Genomic DNA, 19,703 nt, shown 5'->3' with positions numbered 1-19,703 from the left:
TCTCTTATGTGGAAATATAACCTAAGTAGGCACTCGAGAAACGATAGGTGGTGCAAAGAGGGCGATCTGTGCACCGAGTTGTGCAAGAATCGACCATGGCCAGGGAGTCCACACTGCGCTTCGGCGCACAGACCGACGAGATGACGAGCCTGCTGCGCATCGTCAACATGGTCCGCACGGGAGAGGCGATGACGCGTCCCGAGATCGGACGCGTGACCGGCCTCGGCCGCGGCGTCGTGACGCAGCGCATCGACCACGCGATCGAGATGGGCTACCTCGCCGACGGCGAGTTCGGACCTTCCTCGGGCGGTCGCGCGCCGCGCACGCTGCGGTTCCGCGGCGACGCGGGACGCATCGTCGTGTGCGCCCTCGGGGCTCTGCACATCCACGTCGGGGTCGCACTGCTCGACGGCGACGTGATCGACCAGGAGCACACGGCGTGGGACATCTCGCGCGGTCCCGCCGAGACCCTCGACAAGGCGCTGTCGATGATCGACGACGTGCTCGCCCGTACACCGGACCACCCCGTCTGGGGCATCGGCGTCGGCGTCCCGGGACCCGTCGACTTCGAGTCGGGGCGCCCCGTCGCGCCCCCCATCATGCCGGGCTGGAACGGGTTCGACGTGCGCCGCCCGTTCGAGCGTCGGTACGCGGCGCCGGTCTGGGTCGACAACGACGTGAACCTGCTCACCTTCGGCGAACGCGCCCGCCGCGGCGAAGACCACCTCGATCTCATCTACTGCAAGATGGGCTCCGGCATCGGAGCCGGACTGCTCTCGAACGGCCGCATCCATCGGGGCGCGAACGGCGCCGCGGGCGACATCGGGCACGTGCGGGTGCGCGACTCCGAGCTGCCGTGCCGCTGCGGCAAGGTGGGATGCCTCGAAGCCGTCGCCGGCGGCTGGGCGCTGATCCGCGATGCCGAGGCGGAGATCGCCGCCGGCGCGACCGGGTCGCTCGCCGACGCCATCGCCGAGGGGAAGGAGCTCACCCCCGAACGCATCGCTGTCGCCTCCGAGAACGGCGACGCGCTCGCCATCCGGCTCGTCCAGCGGTCTGCGCGGATCGTCGGCGAGTCGATCGCGGCGCTCGTCAACATGTTCAACCCCTCGGTCATCGTGATCGGGGGTGCGATGGCCGGAGCGGGCGAACTGCTCCTCGCCGAGGTGCGCCAGCGCGTCTACGAGCTCTCGCTTCCGCTCGCGACCCGCGACCTGAAGATCGCGCAGTCGGTCAACGACATCCGCGAGCCGCTGCGCGGCGGCATCGAGATGGTGCGCGAGCAGCTGTTCGAAGTGACCTTCCCGCGGTGGTTCGCCGACGGGCGCCCCACCGTGGAGCGTGCGCTGATCGAGGCATCCTGATACTTCTTACGAAAAGCTACATAAGTGTGTATCTTGTGATCTGAAGTCCGGATCACAAGGAAGCAGGTCGCGATGGCGCTGCCCGTATTGCTCGATGACGCCCTCCGTTCGACGGAGTCAGGATTCTCGCTCGCGCTGAGCCTGCCGTGGATCCGGTCTCTGCCGGTCGCGAGCCTCGTCGACGTCTCGGTCGCGATCGACGGCGAGCCTGCGCCGGTGCGCCCCGCGCGCGACAGCGGCTGGTGGTTCCTGCAGGACCGCCTCGAGGTTCTGGGCGAGGGGATGCTCCGCCCCGGCGTGCACGATGTCTCGGTCTCGTTCCGGCTCGTCGTGCCGTACCTGCAGGCGGGGCCCGACGCGCCGCTGACGCTGCCGTTCCGGGCCGATGCCGCCCTCACGCTCGATGCCTCCCCTTCTCGGGCGATTCCGCCGGATTCGGATTCCACAGCCGCCACGGTCCGAACTCGCGAGAACGATCCGATTCCGGTCATGTCAGGGGATGGCTGGGATCTCGGCGCGAGCGCCTTCAACTGGACGCCCGACATCATCCGGGCCGAGCGGGCGGCGGACGACATCGTCGTCGGCATCGTCGCGGACGGGGTCTCCTCGATCGAGATCGAGCCGGGTCAGCTCTGGCGCTCCTTCCCCACCCTCGCGGATGACGAGGTGGACGCGTTCCGCTCGCGGCTGGCCGCCGCCGGTGGTGCCGTCACGGTCGTCGGCGGAAGCCTCGACGACTGGGAGCTGCCCGCGCGCCGCCGCACGACCGAGGAGCGCGTCGCCTTCCTCCAGCCGCAGCTGCGGGCCGCGGCTCGCGTCGGCGCCCGCGGCGTGCGCGTGCCGTTCGGCCAGGCCGGCCCTGAGCTGCTGCGCCGGCTGCAGCCTCTGCTCGACGACCTCGACGTCGTGCTCTACGAGGAGATCCAGGGTCAGCAGACCCTCGATGTGCCCGCCGTCGCCGAGAACCTCGCGCTGCTCGAGGAGCTCGACGATCCGCACGTCCGCGTGCTCATCGACATCAGCATGCTCATGCCATCGCTGCCGCCGAGCTATCTCGACGAGCTTCGGCGCGGGGGCGTCGACGCCGCGCTGCTCGAACGGCTCGAGCACGACTGGCGCTCCCCCGAGACGCACGCCGCCGTCATCGCAGCACTGCGCGGCGGCACCGTGCCGCCCGCCGTGCACACGCTCTTCATGAACCTGCTCATCCGGTTCGGACGCTCCTCGGTGGACGATCTGGAGCCGCTCCTCGCGGTGACGGGCGGAGTGCATCTCAAGTTCTGGGACCTCGACGACACGGGCGGTCGCGTGTCGCAGCCCATCGCCGACATCGGGGCGGCGCTTCGCCGCACGGGCTTCTCGGGGAGCCTCACGAGCGAGTGGGGCGGCCACGAGTGGCTCGAGAACGACCCCACCGCGATGACGCTCGCCCACCTGAACCTCGCCCGCACCGCGCTCGCGCAGCGCGTTACCGTCTGAAACGAAGGAGACCCATGCCGTACACCCTGGGAGACCTCAGCGAGCCGTTCACGCTGCCCCGCGCCGGCGGCGGCGACGTGACCGTCGAGACGGCCGGCGCGCCCGCGACCGTCGTGATCTGGACGTGCAACCACTGCCCCTACGCGCTGGCCTGGCACGAGCGGCTGCAGCAGGTCGTGCACGACTACGCGGGTCGCGGCGTCGTGTTCGTGCAGGTCAACGCCAACGACGAGGTGAAGTATCCGGCCGACTCGTTCGCCGAGATGGAGCGCAGGGTGCAGGAGGGCGACTTCGCGTCGGACTTCCTGCAGGATGCCGAGCAGTCGCTCTCGAAGCAGTGGGGTGCGCGCGTGACGCCCGACGTGTTCGTGCTCGACCCCGAGGGCCGCATCGTCTACAAGGGGGCGCCCGACGCCGATCACGACGACCCGGCGCAGAACGCGCAGCACCTGCGCGACGTGCTCGACGACGTGCTCGCGGGACGGCCGGCCCGGCTGAGCGGCACGCGCGCCGCCGGCTGCAAGATCAAGTGGACCGTCGACGACCAGCCCAACCCGTATGTCTGACAGCCTCATCGTGTGGGGGTGGTCGGGATGCCCGTCCACTCTCATCGTCGACGACTGGGTGGCCGAGGTGTGCGCCGAAGCCGGCATCCCGGCACCCGCACTCGAGCTCGAGTACATCGAGACGGATGAGGATGCCACGGCGCGCGGCTTCATCGGATCGCCGACGTTCCTCCGCGACGGCGTCGACCTGTTCCCCGAGCCCGGTGCGGCGCCCGGCCTGACGTGCCGGCTCTACCGCCGCCGCGACGGCCGTCCTTCGCCGCTTCCCGACCCCGCCGATTTCGTGGCTGCCTTGCGCGGCTGAGCCCGCTCAGCGTGGGAGCATCCCCGCGGCACGGTAGATGTCGTCGACAGTGCGCATCGTGCCCACGCCACGGGCGGCGTCGAGGATGCTGGGCGAGCCGTCGCCCAGCACCGCGACGAGGTGCTCCAACTGGCGGGCGTAGCTGTTCTCGCCGTCGGCGGCCTTCTCGTCGATGAGGACCTCGTCGCCCGCGGTGACCCGCAGCGTCGCTCCCCACTGCGGCACGATGACGCTCGTCGCCTCGAGATGGGCCGCCGATCCGGCGATCCGCAGCGACATGGCGCCCTGGTCGTCGCCGATGAACGACGCGCGGAGGTTTACCGGCACACCTGACGGCAGCCGCAGCACGGCGTCGGTCTGCAGGTCGATCCGCGGGTCAGCGTCGTACAGCACCGCCGTCGCGGACTCGACCACCGGCTCGCCCCACGCAGCGCGGATGAGGTCGACCGCATAGCATCCGACGTCCATGACGGCACCGCCGCCCAGGTCTCCGTCAAGGCGGATGTTGCCGGGCTTCACGACGAAGTGAGGGATGCTGAAGTCGAAGTCCACGCGATCGATGTCGCCGAGCACCCCTGACGAGATGACCTCGAGCAGACGCCGCGTGAAGCTGTGCAGCCGGTAGTGGAAGCCGACGAAGGCGCGCCTGCCCGTCGCGGCAGCCGCCGCGGCGATCGCCGCGGCGGTGGTCCCGTTCACCGACAGCGGCTTCTCGCACAGCACATGCTTGCCCGCCCGCAGCGCGCGCACACCCCACTCGGCGTGCACGATCGGCGGGAGCGCGAGATACACGAGGTCGATGTCGGGGTCGGTCAGGATCGCCTCGTAGTCACCGTGCTTCGGCAGATCCAGGCGCTCGGCGAACGCCTGTGCGCGTTCCGGGTCGCGGGCGCCGATGGCGACGACGCGCGCGCCGTCGACGTCGCGCGACGGCTCCACCATCGCGCGCTCCGCGATGCCGCCGGCACCCAGGATGCCGATCCGCAGCTCCGATGACATCGCTCAGCCCTCCTTGTTGTAGTACGGCCACGGGAGGAACCGCCGTTCACCCCGGCGATCCGGACCCTCGAGCGTGATGTCTCCGGTCGCGGCCCATTCGACGCCGCGCGGGAACATGCGGATGAACTCGATACGCCGGAACGTGTCGATGTCGTGGCCGATCGTGATGGTGAACGATCGGCCCTTGCCGTACTCGTTGATCCACGCGATGGGCTGGTCGGTGTTCATCCCGGGGAGCCCGGCGATGCCCACCTCGGGGATCGCGACGGGGTAGTGCGACATGGGCCAGATCGGCGCCCTCTCGTACGCCTCGAGATCGTCGAAGGTCGTGAGCAGCACCTGTGCGCCGTCTGAGATCTCGACGCCGACGAGGATGTCGTCGCCCGTCACGGTCCAGCGCGGGCTGATGCCGTCGGTGATCGCGTGCCGCGGCTCGACGGTGTCGAGCTGGGCCTCGCCCCACGGACGCGGCCGCAGCCCACCCGCGACCGTCAGGCGCGAGCCGCGCATGACGTTGTACTCGTCGGGGTAGCCCCAGTCGTCCTCCTGCGCGGCGGAGCCGTGGAACCACACGATGCCCTTGCCGTCGTCGTGGACGAACCTCAAGAGCGCGGCATCCGTCTCGGCGCCGAAGCCGACGGCCTTCTCGTGGTAGCCGTCACGCCCCTCGAACACGACGATCACGACGTCGTACTTGTCGATGATCTCGGCGCCGAGCCCGCGCGGGTCCTCCACGACGCGCACGCGGAAGCGCCCGGTGTCTTCCAGCAGGGTCGTGAGCCACTGGTTGTGCTGGCGGAAGCTGCGGAACTCGTTGTCGTGCTCGCGGGTCATGTGACCCGACAGGATGAGCACGTTCAGCACGTCGGGCATGCGGTCTCCTTGTTTCGGGGCGTGCGCGGGCACGCAGAACGGCGGCACCGAGGCGTCGGTGCCGGTCGAACGGGTGAGGCTATTCGGTCTTGGTGGAGAAGGCGGCGTCGAAGGCCGCGGCGGGCGGGGTGATGGCGTTGAGCTTTCGGACGAACGCGATGGCCTCGGGGGCGCCCTGCAGGCGGTCCATACCCGCGTCCTCCCACTCCACGCTCGTCGGGCCGTCGTACCCGATCGCGTTCAGCGCGCGGAACAGCGGCTCCCACGGCACCTGACCGTGCGCGGTCGACACGAACGTCCACCCGCGGCGCGGGTTGGCCCACGGCAGGTGCGAGCCGAGCACGCCGTTGCGGCCGTCCAGGTTGGTGATCGACTCCTTCACGTGCACGTGGAAGATGCTCTCGGCGAAGTCGAGCACGAACGCCACCGGGTCCAGCTGCTGCCACATGAAATGGCTCGGGTCGAAGTTGATCCCGAAGCTCTTCCGGTGCCCGATCGCCTCCAGCGTCGCCTTCGCGGTCCAGTAGTCGTAGGCGATCTCGGACGGGTGCACCTCGAGCGCGAACCGCACACCCACCTCCTCGAACACGTCCAGGATCGGGTGGAACCGGTCGGCGAAGTCCTGGTACCCCGCGGCGATCCACTCGTCCGAGGCCGGCGGGAACATCGCCACCGCCTTCCAGATCGACGAGCCGGTGAACCCGGTCACCGTCGCAACGCCCAGCTTCGCGGCGAACCGGGCGGTGTCCTTCAGCTCCTCCGCGGCACGCTGCCGCACACCCTCGGGGTCGCCGTCGCCCCACACCCGGTCGTTGAGGATGTCGCGGTGCCGCTCGTCGATCGGGTCGTCGCACACCGCCTGCCCCGCGAGGTGGTTGGAGATCGTCCACACCTTCAGGCCGTTGCGCTCGAGGATGTCCTTCCGCGACTGGACGTACTCGGCGTCATCCCAGCGGGACACATCGATGTGGTCGCCCCAGCACGCGATCTCGAGGCCGTCGTAGCCCCACTCGCCCGCGAGGCGCGCCACCTCCTCGAACGGCAGATCGGCCCACTGACCCGTGAACAGGGTGATCGGACGAGGCATTGCTATCCCTTCACAGCGACGTCGGTGTTGACATTGACCCAGGCGGAGTCGTGGGCCGCACTGCCCTCGACAGCGGCGAGCACGCGCTGCACCGAGAGCCCCTCCTCGAAGGACGGGTGCGGGTCGGTGCCCTCGGCGATCGCCGTGACCAAGTCGACGACCTGGTGAACGAAGCCGTGCTCGTAGCCGAGCATGTGGCCCGCGGGCCACCACGCCGCGACGTACGGGTGCGACGCCTCGGTCACGAGGATCTTGGTGAAGCCCTGGCGGCCCTCGGGTGCGGTGCGGTCGTAGAACTGGAGGCTGTTGAGGTCTTCCAGGTCGAACGCGAGCGCGCCCTTGTCGCCGGAGACCTCGAGGGTGAGCGCGTTCTTGCGGCCCGTCGCGAACCGGGTCGCCTCGAACGACACCAGGGCGCCGCCCTCGAGGCGGCCCGTGAACAGTGCCAGGTCGTCGACCGTGACCTCGCCGTAGCCCTCGGCGGCGGTGCCCGACAGGCCCGAGCCCGAGCCCAGGAGGGGGCGCTGCTTCACGATCGTCTCGACCGTGCCGGACACCGCCGTGACCTCCTGGCCGGTGACGAACTGCGTCATGTCGATGATGTGCGCGCCGATGTCGCCGAGCGCGCCCGACCCGGCGTGCTCCTTCTGCAGGCGCCACGCGAGCGGCATCCCGGGGTCGACGAGCCAGTCCTGCCGGTACGCCGCGCGCACCTGCTGCACCGTGCCCACGACGCCCTCGGCGATGAGGTCGCGCAGGAACGTGACCGCCGGAACGCGGCGATACGTGAAGCCCACCATCGACCGGATGCCGCGCTCGGCGGCGCGGGCCGCGGCATCCCTCATCGCCTCGGCCTGCGCCGTCGTGTTCGCGAGCGGCTTCTCGCACAGCACGTGCTTGCCCGCCTCGAGCGCGGCGATCGCGATCTCGGCGTGGGAGTCGCCCGGTGTGACGATGTCGACGATGTCGATGTCATCACGCGCGATCACCTCGCGCCAGTCGGTCGCCGACTCCTGCCAGCCCCACTGCGCGGCCGCCTGCGCGACGGCGTCGGCATTGCGACCCACGACCACGGCCATCTCGGCCTGGTCGGGCAGCGCGAAGACGTGCGGCGCCTGCCGCCAGCCGACGGAGTGGGCAGCGCCCATGAATCCGTAGCCGATCATCGCGACACGAAGTGGCCTGCCCTGTGGTTCGACAGGCTCACCAACCGGCATAGCGGTCATGTCAGCACTACCTCTCGTTCGACGGGTACCCGGTTCGTAACGTACCGGCCGGGCCCGCCATCCGTCCCGGGCATGATCTGCATGTAGAGGAGTCGCATCGTGAGCACGACTTCGATCGAGAGTTTCTCGCCCGGCTCGACGTCGCGTCCGAGGTCGATCACGACGTCCGGGCGGTCGGCGACGAACCAGAGCGTCTCGGACTGCTCCGGAAGCTCGTCGATGGCGTAGGACCGTCCGCCGAGCTCGAAGCGCAGACGCTCGCGGGGGATCGCGACGCCGTTGACCGAAGCGTCGACGCCGTCGACGGCAGACAGCCAGAGGCTGCGGTACCAGGGCAGCTGCACCGAGACGGCGACGCCTCCGCCTGTGCGACGGACGTCCTTCTCGGAGAACAGGGAGTTGTGGGTGGCCATGGCGCTTCCTTACGCGAAGGTGTCGGTGAAGGTCTCGTGCGGCACGGGCGGCACGGGCTCGAGCTTCTGCACGGTCTCGGGGCTGTAGGGGTGGTTCTCGCTCGGCACGGGCTCGTCGGCCGGAGGCATGAAGACGGGCTTGCCGTCGTCGCCGAAGTACATGAGGTCGAGGTCGAACGCGCCCTGGTTCTTCAGGCCGAAGCTCACCCAGTTCTCCTCGAACGGCGCCCGGGCCAGCTCGTAGCAGCGGAACTTCCAGAACTTCCACTCGCCGTCCTGCTTGAGGAAGTCGATGGCGTACTTGCACCACACCCAGTGGGCCCAGACCTTCTTGCCGAGCACCTCCTCCGGCGAGTACATGTCGGGGAACGCCTTGGCGACCTCCCGGTCGGTGAGCCCCGACTCGGTGCCGGCCATGAGCCAGACGCCCTTGGCGGTCTTGCCGTCGGCGGCGACCTCGATGACCGGGGTCGTCGTCGCGTGCAGGATGAGCTTGCCGACCGGGGTGGGGCGATCGCGGTGGTAGCGCGTCACGCTCTCCCACGTCGTGTACTGACCCGCGTTCGTGTAGCGGGCGCGGATGCCCTCAGTGCCCTCCTTCACCCAGAGCGGGATGATCTGCTCGTCCTGGAACGCGTTGTGCAGGTGCATGTAGCGGTTGAAGAGGTTCTCGACCTGGCCACGGTCCTCGGCCCGCTGGGCGAGGGCCGTCGCAGCGGCGACCTGCTCGCGCAGCTGAGCGATCTCGGCGACCAGCTCGGCGACGGAGATGTCGGTGACGGTGTCAGACATTCGCGTCCTCCTTGACCGTCTCCTCGATCGCGCGCTTCATGAGCGCGTGCTGCTTCTTCACGAGGTCGATGGGATCGGCTTCGCCGAGGTCCTGGAAGGCGTGGCCCTCCCACTCGCTCGAGAGATAGCCCTCGTAGCCGCCCTCCACGAACTGGCGCACGATGCGCGGGATGTCCATGGCCGGCTCGTCGCCGTTCTCGTCGATGTCGTAGAACTTCGCGTGCACGTGGAAGATCTGCGGCATGATGTCGAGCCACTCCTCCGGCGGCACGAGCCCGTGCATGTTGAACGCCAGTCGCGTGAACGGCCCGAACGTGAGCGGGTCCACGCCCTCGCCGGAGAGGTAGTCCTCGAACTTCTGGTTGCGCACGTGCATGGGCGCCGGCTCGTGCCAGATCTCGTCCATGACCGAGAAGTGCTTCTCGTCCATGCCCATCTTGTTCAGCTGCGCGAGCAGCGTCGGCGAGAGGCTGTGCATCGTCGAGGAGAAGTCGGCCGTGAAACCCAGCCGCTCGCTCTCGAGCTGGGCGTACACCTCGCGGATCTCGACGACCTTGGGGTCGTTCGGCCCCTGCGGCGCGTGGATCTCGTAGCCGAGGTACTGGTCGTACTGCTCCGCGAGCGGCAGCAGACGGCGCAGCAGCTCCTTCCCGGCGGAACGGATCACGACCTTCTTGAACCCCAGCGTGTGCGCCGTCTTCAGCTGCCGCGCGAAGAAGTCGTGCTCCTCGTCGGGCGTCATGTCGCGGTCCTTGCGCCGACCCATGTCGAGGTTCGTCCCGACCGCGCTCGCTTCGAGGCCGTACTTCTCGAGCGAGTCGAACCACAGCTTCACGAACTCGGCGTCGACGTCGGGGTACGTGCGCAGCAGCTGCGCGATGTTGAACTCGACGCCCGGGCCGATGCCGTTCTCGGCGACGGCGGCGATGAGCGTCTCGGGCGTGTAAAGGCCCGCCGCGAACTCGCTCGTCATCGAATACAGGGTCGTCCCCAGCTTGATGCCGGTGCCGGCGATGCCCTCGGCGGTCATGCGTTCGCTCCGGTCGTGCTGGGCAGCCATGCCGCGAGCTGCGTGCGCGCGGCCGCGGCATCCGTCGTCATGCGCGAGCCGGCCGTCTCGGCAGCCGAGCGCTGCACGGCCTGCTCGTCGCGGATGATCTCGAAGGGGCTCTGCCAGTGGTTCCAGTGCCAGCCCTCGTACTCGCTCGAGATCGCTCCGTTGTAGCCGTTCTCGACGAGCAGCTTCACGAGGTCGCGCACCGGGACCGAGGGCTCCTCGTGCTGCTCGTCGATGCCGAAGAACTTGCCGTGCACGTGCTTGATCCACGGGAAGATCTCGAGCCAGTCGTCGACACGCGCGGGACCGAACAGGCCCGTGCCGTTGATGCCGAAGTCGATGCCGAGGTCGGGCCTGCCGTGCTGCGCCGCGAGGCCGATGAAGCGGCCGAACCGCTGACCGTGATCGGCCTGATCGGCGGGCGGCCCCTGCTGGTAGAACTCGTCCCAGAGGCCCGTGACGGCGGCCAGCAGCTCCTCGGATGCACCGCGCCGGCGGTACGCCTCGATGAGCGACGGAGCGAAGCCCGAGACGGTCGCGCCCCAGTCCATCGTGAAGCCGAGGAACGGCGAGCCGACCTTCTCGTAGCGGTCGCGGAGCGCGAGGATGCGCGGGTGCGACGCGTACTGGTCCGCGTGCACCTCGAGTGCGAGCGTCACGCCGTACTCCTCGGCGATCGGCGCGAGGGCCTCCATCGAGTCGGGCGTGATCGAGATCTGCACGCGCGCGATCGGGAAGCCGAGCTTCGCTGCGGCCGCGATCTGGCGGCGCATGTACTCGAGCAGCTCGTCCTGCGTCAGGAGCCGATCGCGGTGGATGCCGATGTCGGCGTTCACGGCGAGCGAGGTCGTGACGAGCCCGGTCTCGGCGATCAGGTCGCGGAACCAGCCGGCGAACCGGTCGTCGATCTCGGGGAAGCCGCGGAAGCTCGAGAAGCCGATGATCTCGAGGCCGGGACCGTATCCCTCGGCGGCCACCTTGCGGATGAGCCCTTCGAGGTCGTACTCGCGACCGTGGAAGGCGCGCGTGAAGCTGTAGAGCGTGACGCCCTGGATGGGCGAGCCTAGGTTTGTCATGCGTTGACCGCCTTCCGGGCCGTCATCGTCTTCGCGTCGCGCTCCTCGATGTGGAGCACCTCGTCGGCGCCGATGACGATGTAGGGGATGTACAGGACGAGGCTCACCTCGACCTTGTGGTCGGCGCCGTCTTCGGCGACCGCCAGGTCGCCGGACAGCACGGCGGAGTCGGTGGGGAACCACCACTCCTCGGTGTTCGGCACGAGTTCGGCGAAGGTGAACGTGCGGCCGTTCATCTCCCACCGGAGCGATTCGGCCGGGGCCTCGACGCCGTCGACGCTGAGCGTCGCACCGGCGATGCACGACGCGGGAAGCGCGCGGTACCAGGGCAGGCGCACCTCGACGGCAGCGCGGGCGCCATCGATCGTGAGCGTTCCCTGCTCGATGATGCGATCGGGGATCACTGAGTCCTCCTTGACTTACTTCTTGTTCCTACACTCTAATGTCGATTTCCGACATAAGCAAGCATTTCCCGTGAGCCTCCACCTGAATGCCGAGAACGTGGGTGCCACCCGCGCTCTCGGCAGTCCGGTGGAGTCTCAGCGTCAGCGCGAGGGGCCGAGGGCGAGGTCGGCCGCGATGCGACGGGCCCCGCGCACCGCGAGGGCGACGGACGTGAGGGTCGGGTTGCACGCCGTCGCCGTCGGAATCACGTTGTTGCCCGCCACGAAGACACCGGGCGCGCCCCACACCTCGCTGTCGGGGCCGCACACGCTCGCGCCGTCGTCGGTCTCGCCCATTCGCGTCGTGCCCTGGTAGTGCAACGATGCGCCGAGCGGCATGGTGAACGGCGCATCGCCGATCGGCTCGCCGACCGCCTTCGCGAGCTCGACGATCTGCGCGCGGGCACGGTCGAGCACGTCGTGGTCCGCATCCGTCAGCCGGTAGTGGATGCGCATCGCGGGCATCCCGTACCAGTCCTGCTCGTCGTCCGAGAACTCGACGCGGTCGTCCCACTGCAGGTCCTTCGCCGTGAAGAGGCCGAGGCCCACGATCGAGCCCGGCACGACGGGGTCGTCGTCGGCGAGCGGGATCGGTGACGCGTCGAGCTGCATGATCTGGCCGTGGAAGGGCTCCGCATCGGTGAAGGGAACCCAGCTGACGCCGCTCTGCTCGCTGAGCGCCCCGCCGACCACGGCGTGCTCGTCGGCGACGCCTTCCGTCGCCGACGCAGCGGCGGGTGCGGCATCCCGGATTCGGGTCGCGTACACGACCTGCGACTGGTCGTTGAGCATGCGGCCGAGCGCCGCGGGACGGATGCCGGAGGCGAAGAGCACCTGCGGAGTGCGAAGAGCGTCCGCTGCGACGACCACGAACCGAGCCCGCACGGTGTGCAGCTCACCCGTGCGCCGGTCGCGCACCTCCACCCCTGCGGCGCGGCCGTCCGAAAGCAGCACGCGCGTCACGAGCGACTCGTCGTGGATCGCGAAGTTCGCGTTGGCGCGCGACACGTCACCGAGCACGATGTCGGACGACGACCACACGAGGGCCCCGTCCTCGCGCCGGTGCACCGCGAGCGGCATGCGCTGCACACGCGCGGCGGGCTCACGGTGGTCGTCGACCGCCGCGGCGAGCCGCTCGCGCACGAGCGCCGTGAAGGGCGCACCGTCGAACGCGTCGGTGGTCACGCCGAGCAGCCGATCCCCCTCGGCGAGGAGCTCGTCGAGATCGGGAAGGAAGCCGATGCGCTCGCTCCCGCCCGGCCGTGGGCACGCCGCCGTCCAGTGGGCGCCCATGCCGCCGACGTTGCTCGAGAAGGCCGCGACGGGCAGGCCGTCCTCGCCCTCGAACCGGAAGCCGTCGTCGAGCAAGTACGTTCCGGGGCGCGCCATGCGGCCGCCGGCGCGCACGGCGCCCGGGCCGCTCACCGTCTCGGCCGACGCGCCCGGCCCCTGCGACGCGAGCTGGGCGGCGGCGCGCTGCGCGGCATCCGGAATGTTCTTCACATGCGATCCGGGCGGGTCCGACACCGTCGGCCCGACCTCGAACATCGCGATCGTCGCCTCGGGGGCCTGTTCGCTGAGGATGCGCGCGTAGGCGGCGCCCGTCGGACCGCTCCCGACGATCACGACGTCGACGGACTCGGGGTACCTGACCACTTCGACTCGCTCCGCTCGCTCAAGGCGAGTCATGCGTTCACCGCGAGTTCGCGGATGTAGGCGACGGATGCCGCGGACTCGGTCGTGGGGTAGTACTCGAGTCCGATCGGCCCGTCGTAGCCGGCGCCCCGCAGGGTCGCGAGCGCCGCGGGCCAGTCGATCGAGCCGGTGCCGGGCTCGCCGCGGCCCGGGGCGTCGGCGATCTGCACGTAGGCGACGAGGTCGCCGGCATTCTCGAGCTCGACGGCGGGGTTCTCGCTCTCGACCGTCGAGTGGTACAGGTCGTACAGGATGCCGAAGAAGGGTGAGTCGACGCCGCGCGCGATGTAGACCGCCTCGCTCGTGCGGTCCAGGAGCGAGCCGGGGTGGTCGACGCGCACGTTGACCGGCTCGAGCGCCAGCGTGATGCCCGAGCCGTCGATCTGCGCGATGGCCTTCTGGTAGATCTCGATGAGCTTGTCGAGCTGCACCTGGCGCTTCCAGCCGCCGAAGCCCGTGCCGCTGCCGACGACGATGCGCGGGCAGCCGAGGTCCTGGGCGATCGCGACGCCCTCGTCGAGCTTGCGGTAGAACTCCGAGTGGTCCCACGGCGGGATCATGAACTGGGTGCGGGGCTCGGCGAGCTGCGCCGTGAGCTGCGTGCCGGTCTCCTCGAGCGCAGCCTTGAGCGCCGGGAGGTCCTTGGGCGTGGCGGGGGCGTCGACTCCCGTCGGCCCCCACATCTCGACGGCCGTGAAGCCGGCCGCGGCGGCAGCCCGGACGCGGTCGTGGTAGTCGCCGGCCTCGGTGAAGAGGAGTTCGATGTTGGGTGCGAGCTGGTACACGGTGTGCTCCTTCAGAACATGGGGTGGTCGTGGACGGCATGCACGGGGACCTGTTGCAGCACGTCCCAGTGCTCGACGATCCGGCCGTCCTCGAATCGGTAGATGTCCGCGACGGCGGCGTCCGCAGCGCCGGGTCGGGAAGCCTTGACGTGCACCATCGCTAGGTCGCCGTCGACGAGGATGCGCTGGATCTCGAAGGTCGCGTCGGGCGAGCCGTCGAACTTCGGGGTGAGCATCTCGATCGCGGCGTCGGGGCCGTCGACGATGGTGGGGTTGTGCTGCGTGTAGTCGTCCGAGACGAGCAAGGCGAAGGCATCCGCCACCCGCTTCTGCGTGTAGAAGAGGTCGCAGAACCGCTCGAAGGCGGCGCGGTTGTCGGTCATGGTGTCCTCCTGGTGTGCGAGCATGTCAGTACTCGCCCAGATCGTGGGCCGCGGCGACGGGGATGCCGCCTGCCGCGGCTCTCGTCGAACGCACGAGCTTCTGGGTGCCGTCGCCGGGCTGGACCGGAACGAAGTGCGTGAGCAGCACGCTCCTCACTCCGGCGGCGGCCGCGACGCGGCCGATCTCCTTGGGCGCGAGATGGTTGTGGCGCATGTTGAACTCGACGCGCTCGACGACGGCGGGAGCGCTCGCGAATCGCAGGCGCAGATCGTCGACGATGTGCGGCACGTCGACGACTTCGGAGACGAACAGGTCGGCATCGCGCGCGAGGTCTTCGAGCGCCGCCGTCGCACCGGTGTCGCCCGTGTACGCGATGACGCGGTCGGCAGTCGTGATGCGCAGGCCGATGGCGTGCGGCTGCTCGGCTGCGGCCGACCCGTCGGGCGAGCGGAAGTGCGCGACCTCGATCGCCTCGAGAAGGATCGCGTCGTCGCGGTACAGCTCGACGAGGGCCGCGGCATCCGTCGACTCGCGCACCGTCACGCGATCCGCGATGCCGGGCTTCTCGGGCGCCTCGGTCTGCTCGGTGAAGCGGTAGGCGGCCGCGAGTCCGTCGACGAGATGGGCCGTGCCCCGCGGGCCGCCGATCACGATGCGATCCGCGCCGGGCTTCAGCCAGTGCGTGAGCAGGATGAGCCCGAGGTCGGCGATGTGATCGGGGTGGTGATGCGTCACGAACACGCCCTTGATGCGACCCAGGTCGATGCCTGCCTCGGTCAGTCGGCGCAGGACTCCGTTGCCGGCGTCGAAGAGGTAGACGTCATCGCCGACGACGAGCGCGTTGGAGATCTGGAACGCCTCGGGGCGCTGGAACGGCCCGCCGCACGTGCCGAGCGTGATCCATCGCGCGCTCATGACGTCACCTCGACGACCGGCGCGAGGGTGACGGGTCCGAGGAGTCCCGCAGGGTCCTGCTGCGCGAAGGCCGAGAAGAAGTCGGGCTGCGCCTTGACGAGCGTGTTCGTGACCTCGACCTCGAGCGTGGCGTCGCCCGTCAGCACCCCGGCAGGCACATCGAAGACGTAGGGCGGCGCGATGCGGGTTCCGAGGTCGACGCCGTTGACCCGGACGCGCGCGATCTCATGCACGGAGCCGAGGTCGAGGCGGGCGGCCACTCCGGCGAGGCCGGTGAAGGATGCCGCGTACCGCGCCGTGCCGCTGAACCGCGGCAGCAGGTCGGGCCGGTCGAGCGGCACGAGCTCGTCGAGGTCGCGCCACGCCGTGAAGTCGGGGTACTCCGTCGCCGTCGCGGTCGCGACGGTCCAGGAGAGGGGCGCCAGCCGCCGCGGCTCCCCCACCGCGGCGGCCGGCACGATCGGAATCCCGTCCCACGCGGCGGGATCGCCGACGAGGAGGACGAGCGCTTCGCCCGGTGCGAGGTCGATGTCGACCTGCGTCGCGGCGCCTTCGCCCGTGCCCGCAACACTGGCCGCCGCCAGAACCGGAGCTTCGGCGTGGGCCGGAGCATCCGGCCACGATCGTCCTGCGTAGGCGAGAACAGGAGATTCCGCGGGGGCGACAGGGGCGGACACCACCGCGGTCAGCCTCCCGGTGAACGCGTCCAACGCCACCGCCCCACCCGCGCGCGGGACTGTGACGACGCCCGCGACGCGATCGCGCACGGACTCGTTCACGAGCATCACGACGTCGGCGGCACCGTGGTCGATGCGCAGCACGCGCAGCGACGGTGCCTCGACCGACACCCGCACGGCGCGGTCGGTCAGGCCTGACGCGGCCTCGACGAGCTCGGTCTGGGGCAGGGCGCGGAACCTCGCGCGCAGCGCGTCGGGCTCGCCGCCGACGACCTCGGGCACGGCATCCACGAAGACGACCGGCACGCCCAGGTCGTCGAGCCGGAGCAGTTCCTCCGCGACGTGCGAAGGAAGGAACGCGGAGCCCGGCACGATGAGCGCGTCGTAGGTCTCCTGAACGAGCACGAGGGACAGTCCCGAGACGGATGCCGCGCGCAGCGCATCAGCGGGAACGATGTCGGCGTCGAACTGCGCCTCCGCGAGCAGTCGCACCGGCCGTTCGGAAGGCATGGCGGCACCGAGCCACTCGGCATCCGCGTGGTACAGCACGGCGAACGGCGCGATGTGGGCTCCACCCTGCAGCAGGTGGCTGAGCCGGTTCGTGTACGCGCTCAGCAGATGGTGGTGCCGGTACTGCGGGTTCTCGCCGCGGGCGTAGAAGTGCGGCGGGCAGTCGAGGTCGGGGAACGGCGCAGGCGAGAACGCGTGCGGCACGATGTGCGTGACGCCCCTCACGAGCAGGTGGTTGGTGAGCCAGGTGAACAGGCGGAGCCCTGCGTACCAGCCATACGCGCCGATCGTCTCGCACATCGAGCGCCCGTGCTTGAGCGGGTCGAGGTGCGCGGCCGACGACGCGAGCTTCGCGAGGCCGAAGTGGAAGAACTCGCCGTCGGCGTGCCCGGGCATGTTGGCGAACGGGCCGCGGGAGAAGCCGGGGATGACCTGGCCGCCGATGATGTCGATGCCCGCCATGTCCTGGCCCGCCATCGCGCGGAAGTAGTGTCCGGCGCCCGGCCCGAGGTGGGCGTGCGCGCCGTTGTCCTCGATGACGTGCCCGATGTACTCGACGTCGTGCGCGCGGCACCAGTCGCCGAGCCGGCGGCCGAAGTTCTCGGAGTAGAGCCGCGAGACGGCGTCCATGAACGCGTACCGCACCGCACGCTCCCGACCGTCGGCGGCCGGAGTCCACAGCAGCGGAAGCAGGGGCGCGGCATCCGTTCCCAGCGCCTGCGAGAGGAGGGGCAGGATGCCGTGGTTCCACGGCAGCGGCACCGGCTTGCCGAGCTGCGAGCCGAAGTCGAACGTGTCGGGGTCGTTGTACAGGCCCGGCTCGTCGCTGAAGAACCCCGCGATCGTGCCGCCGAATTCGGCGGCGTACCGGGCGTGGATGCGCTCGTAGACGTTGTCGATGAGCAGCTGGGTGGAGTCGGCGTTGAGGTAGTCGATGTGGTTCGCGTGCCGCGCGCTGCCGCCGTCGGCCGTGGCGGTGAGGAAGAAGACGCGCCAGCACCCGTCGGGGATGTCCCAGCGGAGGATGCCGTCGACGATGCGCCCGGTCAGGTCGACGGGCTCGCCGATCAGCTCGTGCGAGTCCTCGGCCCGCTCGTAGGCGAAGACGTGCAGGAGAGTGCCGGGGTCGAGGGAGGCCGCGGGCCCCCAGAACTGGCGTCGCTCGACGATGAGCGACGCGCCGACGGCCGGTCCCACCACGTCGGTGTGCCGCTCGGTCAGGAAGTGCCGGCGGAGCTCGGGCGCGGCATCCTGAACCGCTCCGCCCGCGTGCCCCGTCGGAAAGGTGTCGTCGTCGAAGAACCACACCTTCATGCCGCGCCGGCGCGCGATCTCGAGCACGGCGTCGACGTCGCGCCACCAGCCGTCCTCGAGGAACTCGGGGTGCGGGCGCGCCTCGAGGATGACGGCGCCGATGCCGGCATCCGCGATCTTCTCCATCTCCTCGCGCACGACATCGACCGGGCCGCCCTTCTGCCAGAAGAGCGGCATGATCGCGTTGGGAACCTGGCCCGCGACGGCGTCGCGCAGACGGTCGAGGGTCATGACTCCTCCCGCGCGCGATACGCGAACCGGCGGAAGCGCACCTCGCCGTCGCCCGCGGAGAACAGCGCCGGGCGCAGGCTCTTGAGGTCGTTCATGGTCGCCGAGTGATAGCCCTCGGTGTCGTAGCGCACGGCGTGACGCGTCCATTCCTCGCCGGGGCGACGGTGGTAGCCGGTCACGATGTGGCGGTCGTTCGCGAGCTTGAGCTGGATCACGGCGCCCGGCTGGGCGGGCTCTCGCCAGTGCGTGCGCACGCCGCCCGCATAGCTCGCCATGCCCTCGCCGTCCCAGCCCATGCCGCAGAAGAGCCGGCTGTTGAAGTAGAGCAGCAGACCGCCCGTCGCGCCGCCCGAGACCTCGAGTTCGACCTCGATCTCATAGGCGCGGTCCATCGCCCAGGTCGTCAGCGGGGACGAGTCGGCGGGGCCGGTGCCCTTGGCGCGCAGCACGAGTCCGTCTTCGCCGAAGGCGGCTCGGGATGCCTCGTCCCCCGCCGGATTGTCGAAGACCCAGCGCTCGCCCCAGGCCGGGGCCGCGAATTCGTCGGAGGGCGCGGGCACGGCGACCGGCTCCGCGACGCCGCCGGGAGGCTTCGCCAGCGGAGCCCCGAGGTCGGTCGCGGGCGAGATCGGCCAGCCGTCGTCGGTCCACTCGATCGGCTCGAGCAGGGCCTGGCGGCCGAGCGTCCGGTAGCGCTGCTCGTAGCCGTGCGACACCATCCACCACGAGCCGTCCGAGGCTTCGAGGATCGTCGCGTGACCGCGCGACCACCACGCCTCGTCGGCCGACCACGTGCGGGCGACGGGGTTGTGCGGCGAGTTCTCCCACGGGCCGAGCACCGACCGCGAGCGGGCGACGATCACCATGTGGCCCGTCGCCGGTCCGCCGGTGCCGCCGACGGCGCTCACGAGGTAGAACCACTCGCCGCGGCGGAAGAACTTCGGACCCTCGAGGGCATACGACTCGGTGATCCACTCGTCGGGGTAGCGCCAGCCATCGTACGCGGGCTCCAACTCGGTGACGGCGCGCAGCCCGTCCGCGGAGAGCCGGGCACGGCGGATGCCGTTGACGAACAGGTAGCGCTCGCCGTCCTCGCCCACCACGTGGCCGGGGTCGATCGCGCGGGTGATCCCGGTGAAGACCGGCTCGCTCCACGGCCCTTCGGGCCGGTCGGCCGTGATGACCCAGATCTGCGGCTCGGTCATGACGTCAGACCACGCGCTCGGGATGAACGGGATGTAGATGTAGAACCGACCCTCGTGCTCGATCAGGTCGGGCGCGAAGACCGTCGTCAGAGGCTGCGCGAGGGCATTCGTCACGAACATCCAGTTCACGAGATCGGGCGATCGCCAGATCGTCAGCCCGGGCGCCGCGTCGAACGACGAGGACGTCAGGTAGTACTCGTCGCCGACGCGCAGCACGCTCGGGTCGGGGCGGTCTCCGGGCAGGACGGGGTTGCGGTACGTCCCGTCGCCCTGGTCTGCCGGGAATCGTCCGCTGCGCAGCCGCATCC

The 19,703-nt window shown here is 70.0% G+C and carries 19 protein-coding genes; 4 read left to right on the top strand and 15 right to left on the bottom strand.

The window, feature by feature from the left end; translation table 11 throughout:
* Window positions 1–95 precede the first annotated feature (95 nt).
* From ACH3VR_RS12545 to ACH3VR_RS12530, 4 genes are all read left to right on the top strand, one after another.
* The gene (locus ACH3VR_RS12545) at window positions 96–1,364 is read left to right on the top strand and encodes an ROK family protein (RefSeq protein ID WP_397556648.1); all 1,269 of its coding nucleotides are present in this window, start codon (window positions 96–98) and stop codon (window positions 1,362–1,364) included.
* A gap of 72 nt (window positions 1,365–1,436) precedes the next feature.
* Window positions 1,437–2,843 (top strand): TIM barrel protein, encoded by a 1,407-nt coding sequence (locus tag ACH3VR_RS12540; RefSeq protein ID WP_397556647.1) that lies wholly within the window; start codon window positions 1,437–1,439, stop codon window positions 2,841–2,843.
* A gap of 14 nt (window positions 2,844–2,857) precedes the next feature.
* Window positions 2,858–3,409, top strand: a complete 552-nt coding sequence (locus ACH3VR_RS12535) for a redoxin family protein (RefSeq protein WP_397556646.1) — start codon at window positions 2,858–2,860, stop codon at window positions 3,407–3,409.
* Window positions 3,402–3,713, top strand: coding sequence for a thioredoxin domain-containing protein (locus ACH3VR_RS12530; protein ID WP_397556645.1), 312 nt, complete (start codon window positions 3,402–3,404; stop codon window positions 3,711–3,713). The genes ACH3VR_RS12535 and ACH3VR_RS12530 overlap by 8 nt, the downstream gene beginning before the upstream one ends.
* Before the next feature lie 6 nt (window positions 3,714–3,719).
* On the opposite strand, the gene ACH3VR_RS12525 is transcribed toward ACH3VR_RS12530, so the two are convergent.
* The 15 genes from ACH3VR_RS12525 to ACH3VR_RS12455 all read right to left on the bottom strand — a co-directional run bounded on the left by ACH3VR_RS12525 (window position 3,720) and on the right by ACH3VR_RS12455 (window position 19,701).
* Window positions 3,720–4,712, bottom strand: coding sequence for a Gfo/Idh/MocA family protein (locus ACH3VR_RS12525; protein WP_397556644.1), 993 nt, complete (start codon window positions 4,710–4,712; stop codon window positions 3,720–3,722).
* A 3-nt stretch (window positions 4,713–4,715) separates the two neighbouring features.
* Window positions 4,716–5,585, bottom strand: coding sequence for a ThuA domain-containing protein (locus ACH3VR_RS12520; protein ID WP_397556643.1), 870 nt, complete (start codon window positions 5,583–5,585; stop codon window positions 4,716–4,718).
* A gap of 79 nt (window positions 5,586–5,664) precedes the next feature.
* Complete coding sequence (locus tag ACH3VR_RS12515; RefSeq protein WP_397556642.1) at window positions 5,665–6,672, bottom strand: sugar phosphate isomerase/epimerase family protein; 1,008 nt, start codon at window positions 6,670–6,672, stop codon at window positions 5,665–5,667.
* A 2-nt stretch (window positions 6,673–6,674) separates the two neighbouring features.
* Window positions 6,675–7,838, bottom strand: coding sequence for a Gfo/Idh/MocA family protein (locus ACH3VR_RS12510; RefSeq protein ID WP_397556978.1), 1,164 nt, complete (start codon window positions 7,836–7,838; stop codon window positions 6,675–6,677).
* A 56-nt stretch (window positions 7,839–7,894) separates the two neighbouring features.
* Window positions 7,895–8,311 (bottom strand): C-glycoside deglycosidase beta subunit domain-containing protein, encoded by a 417-nt coding sequence (locus ACH3VR_RS12505; protein ID WP_397556641.1) that lies wholly within the window; start codon window positions 8,309–8,311, stop codon window positions 7,895–7,897.
* Between the two features lie 9 nt (window positions 8,312–8,320).
* The gene (locus ACH3VR_RS12500; protein ID WP_397556640.1) at window positions 8,321–9,103 is read right to left on the bottom strand and encodes a nuclear transport factor 2 family protein; all 783 of its coding nucleotides are present in this window, start codon (window positions 9,101–9,103) and stop codon (window positions 8,321–8,323) included.
* Window positions 9,096–10,133, bottom strand: coding sequence for a sugar phosphate isomerase/epimerase family protein (locus ACH3VR_RS12495; RefSeq protein WP_397556639.1), 1,038 nt, complete (start codon window positions 10,131–10,133; stop codon window positions 9,096–9,098). Before ACH3VR_RS12495 ends, ACH3VR_RS12500 begins: the two co-directional genes overlap by 8 nt.
* Window positions 10,130–11,236 carry a sugar phosphate isomerase/epimerase family protein gene (locus ACH3VR_RS12490; protein ID WP_397556638.1) on the bottom strand — a complete coding sequence of 369 codons (1,107 nt, stop codon included), beginning with the start codon at window positions 11,234–11,236 and terminating at the stop codon, window positions 10,130–10,132. The genes ACH3VR_RS12495 and ACH3VR_RS12490 overlap by 4 nt, the downstream gene beginning before the upstream one ends.
* Window positions 11,233–11,640 carry a C-glycoside deglycosidase beta subunit domain-containing protein gene (locus ACH3VR_RS12485; protein WP_397556637.1) on the bottom strand — a complete coding sequence of 136 codons (408 nt, stop codon included), beginning with the start codon at window positions 11,638–11,640 and terminating at the stop codon, window positions 11,233–11,235. Before ACH3VR_RS12485 ends, ACH3VR_RS12490 begins: the two co-directional genes overlap by 4 nt.
* 141 nt (window positions 11,641–11,781) lie before the next feature.
* Window positions 11,782–13,335 carry a GMC oxidoreductase gene (locus tag ACH3VR_RS12480; protein WP_397556636.1) on the bottom strand — a complete coding sequence of 518 codons (1,554 nt, stop codon included), beginning with the start codon at window positions 13,333–13,335 and terminating at the stop codon, window positions 11,782–11,784.
* Between the two features lie 29 nt (window positions 13,336–13,364).
* The gene (locus ACH3VR_RS12475; protein ID WP_397556635.1) at window positions 13,365–14,159 is read right to left on the bottom strand and encodes a TIM barrel protein; all 795 of its coding nucleotides are present in this window, start codon (window positions 14,157–14,159) and stop codon (window positions 13,365–13,367) included.
* An 11-nt stretch (window positions 14,160–14,170) separates the two neighbouring features.
* Complete coding sequence (locus ACH3VR_RS12470; RefSeq protein WP_397556634.1) at window positions 14,171–14,542, bottom strand: nuclear transport factor 2 family protein; 372 nt, start codon at window positions 14,540–14,542, stop codon at window positions 14,171–14,173.
* Window positions 14,543–14,567: 25 nt separating this feature from the next.
* The gene (locus ACH3VR_RS12465) at window positions 14,568–15,458 is read right to left on the bottom strand and encodes an MBL fold metallo-hydrolase (protein WP_397556633.1); all 891 of its coding nucleotides are present in this window, start codon (window positions 15,456–15,458) and stop codon (window positions 14,568–14,570) included.
* Window positions 15,455–18,190 (bottom strand): hypothetical protein, encoded by a 2,736-nt coding sequence (locus tag ACH3VR_RS12460; protein ID WP_397556632.1) that lies wholly within the window; start codon window positions 18,188–18,190, stop codon window positions 15,455–15,457. Before ACH3VR_RS12460 ends, ACH3VR_RS12465 begins: the two co-directional genes overlap by 4 nt.
* Complete coding sequence (locus ACH3VR_RS12455; protein WP_397556631.1) at window positions 18,187–19,701, bottom strand: family 43 glycosylhydrolase; 1,515 nt, start codon at window positions 19,699–19,701, stop codon at window positions 18,187–18,189. Before ACH3VR_RS12455 ends, ACH3VR_RS12460 begins: the two co-directional genes overlap by 4 nt.
* Window positions 19,702–19,703 lie beyond the last annotated feature (2 nt).

Origin of the sequence: Microbacterium alkaliflavum, assembly GCF_044325405.1 — a bacterium.
GTDB classification, from domain to species: domain Bacteria; phylum Actinomycetota; class Actinomycetes; order Actinomycetales; family Microbacteriaceae; genus Microbacterium; species Microbacterium alkaliflavum.
The sequence above is the reverse complement of the archived record's forward strand: the minus strand, read 5'-3'. Positions and strand labels throughout refer to the sequence as shown.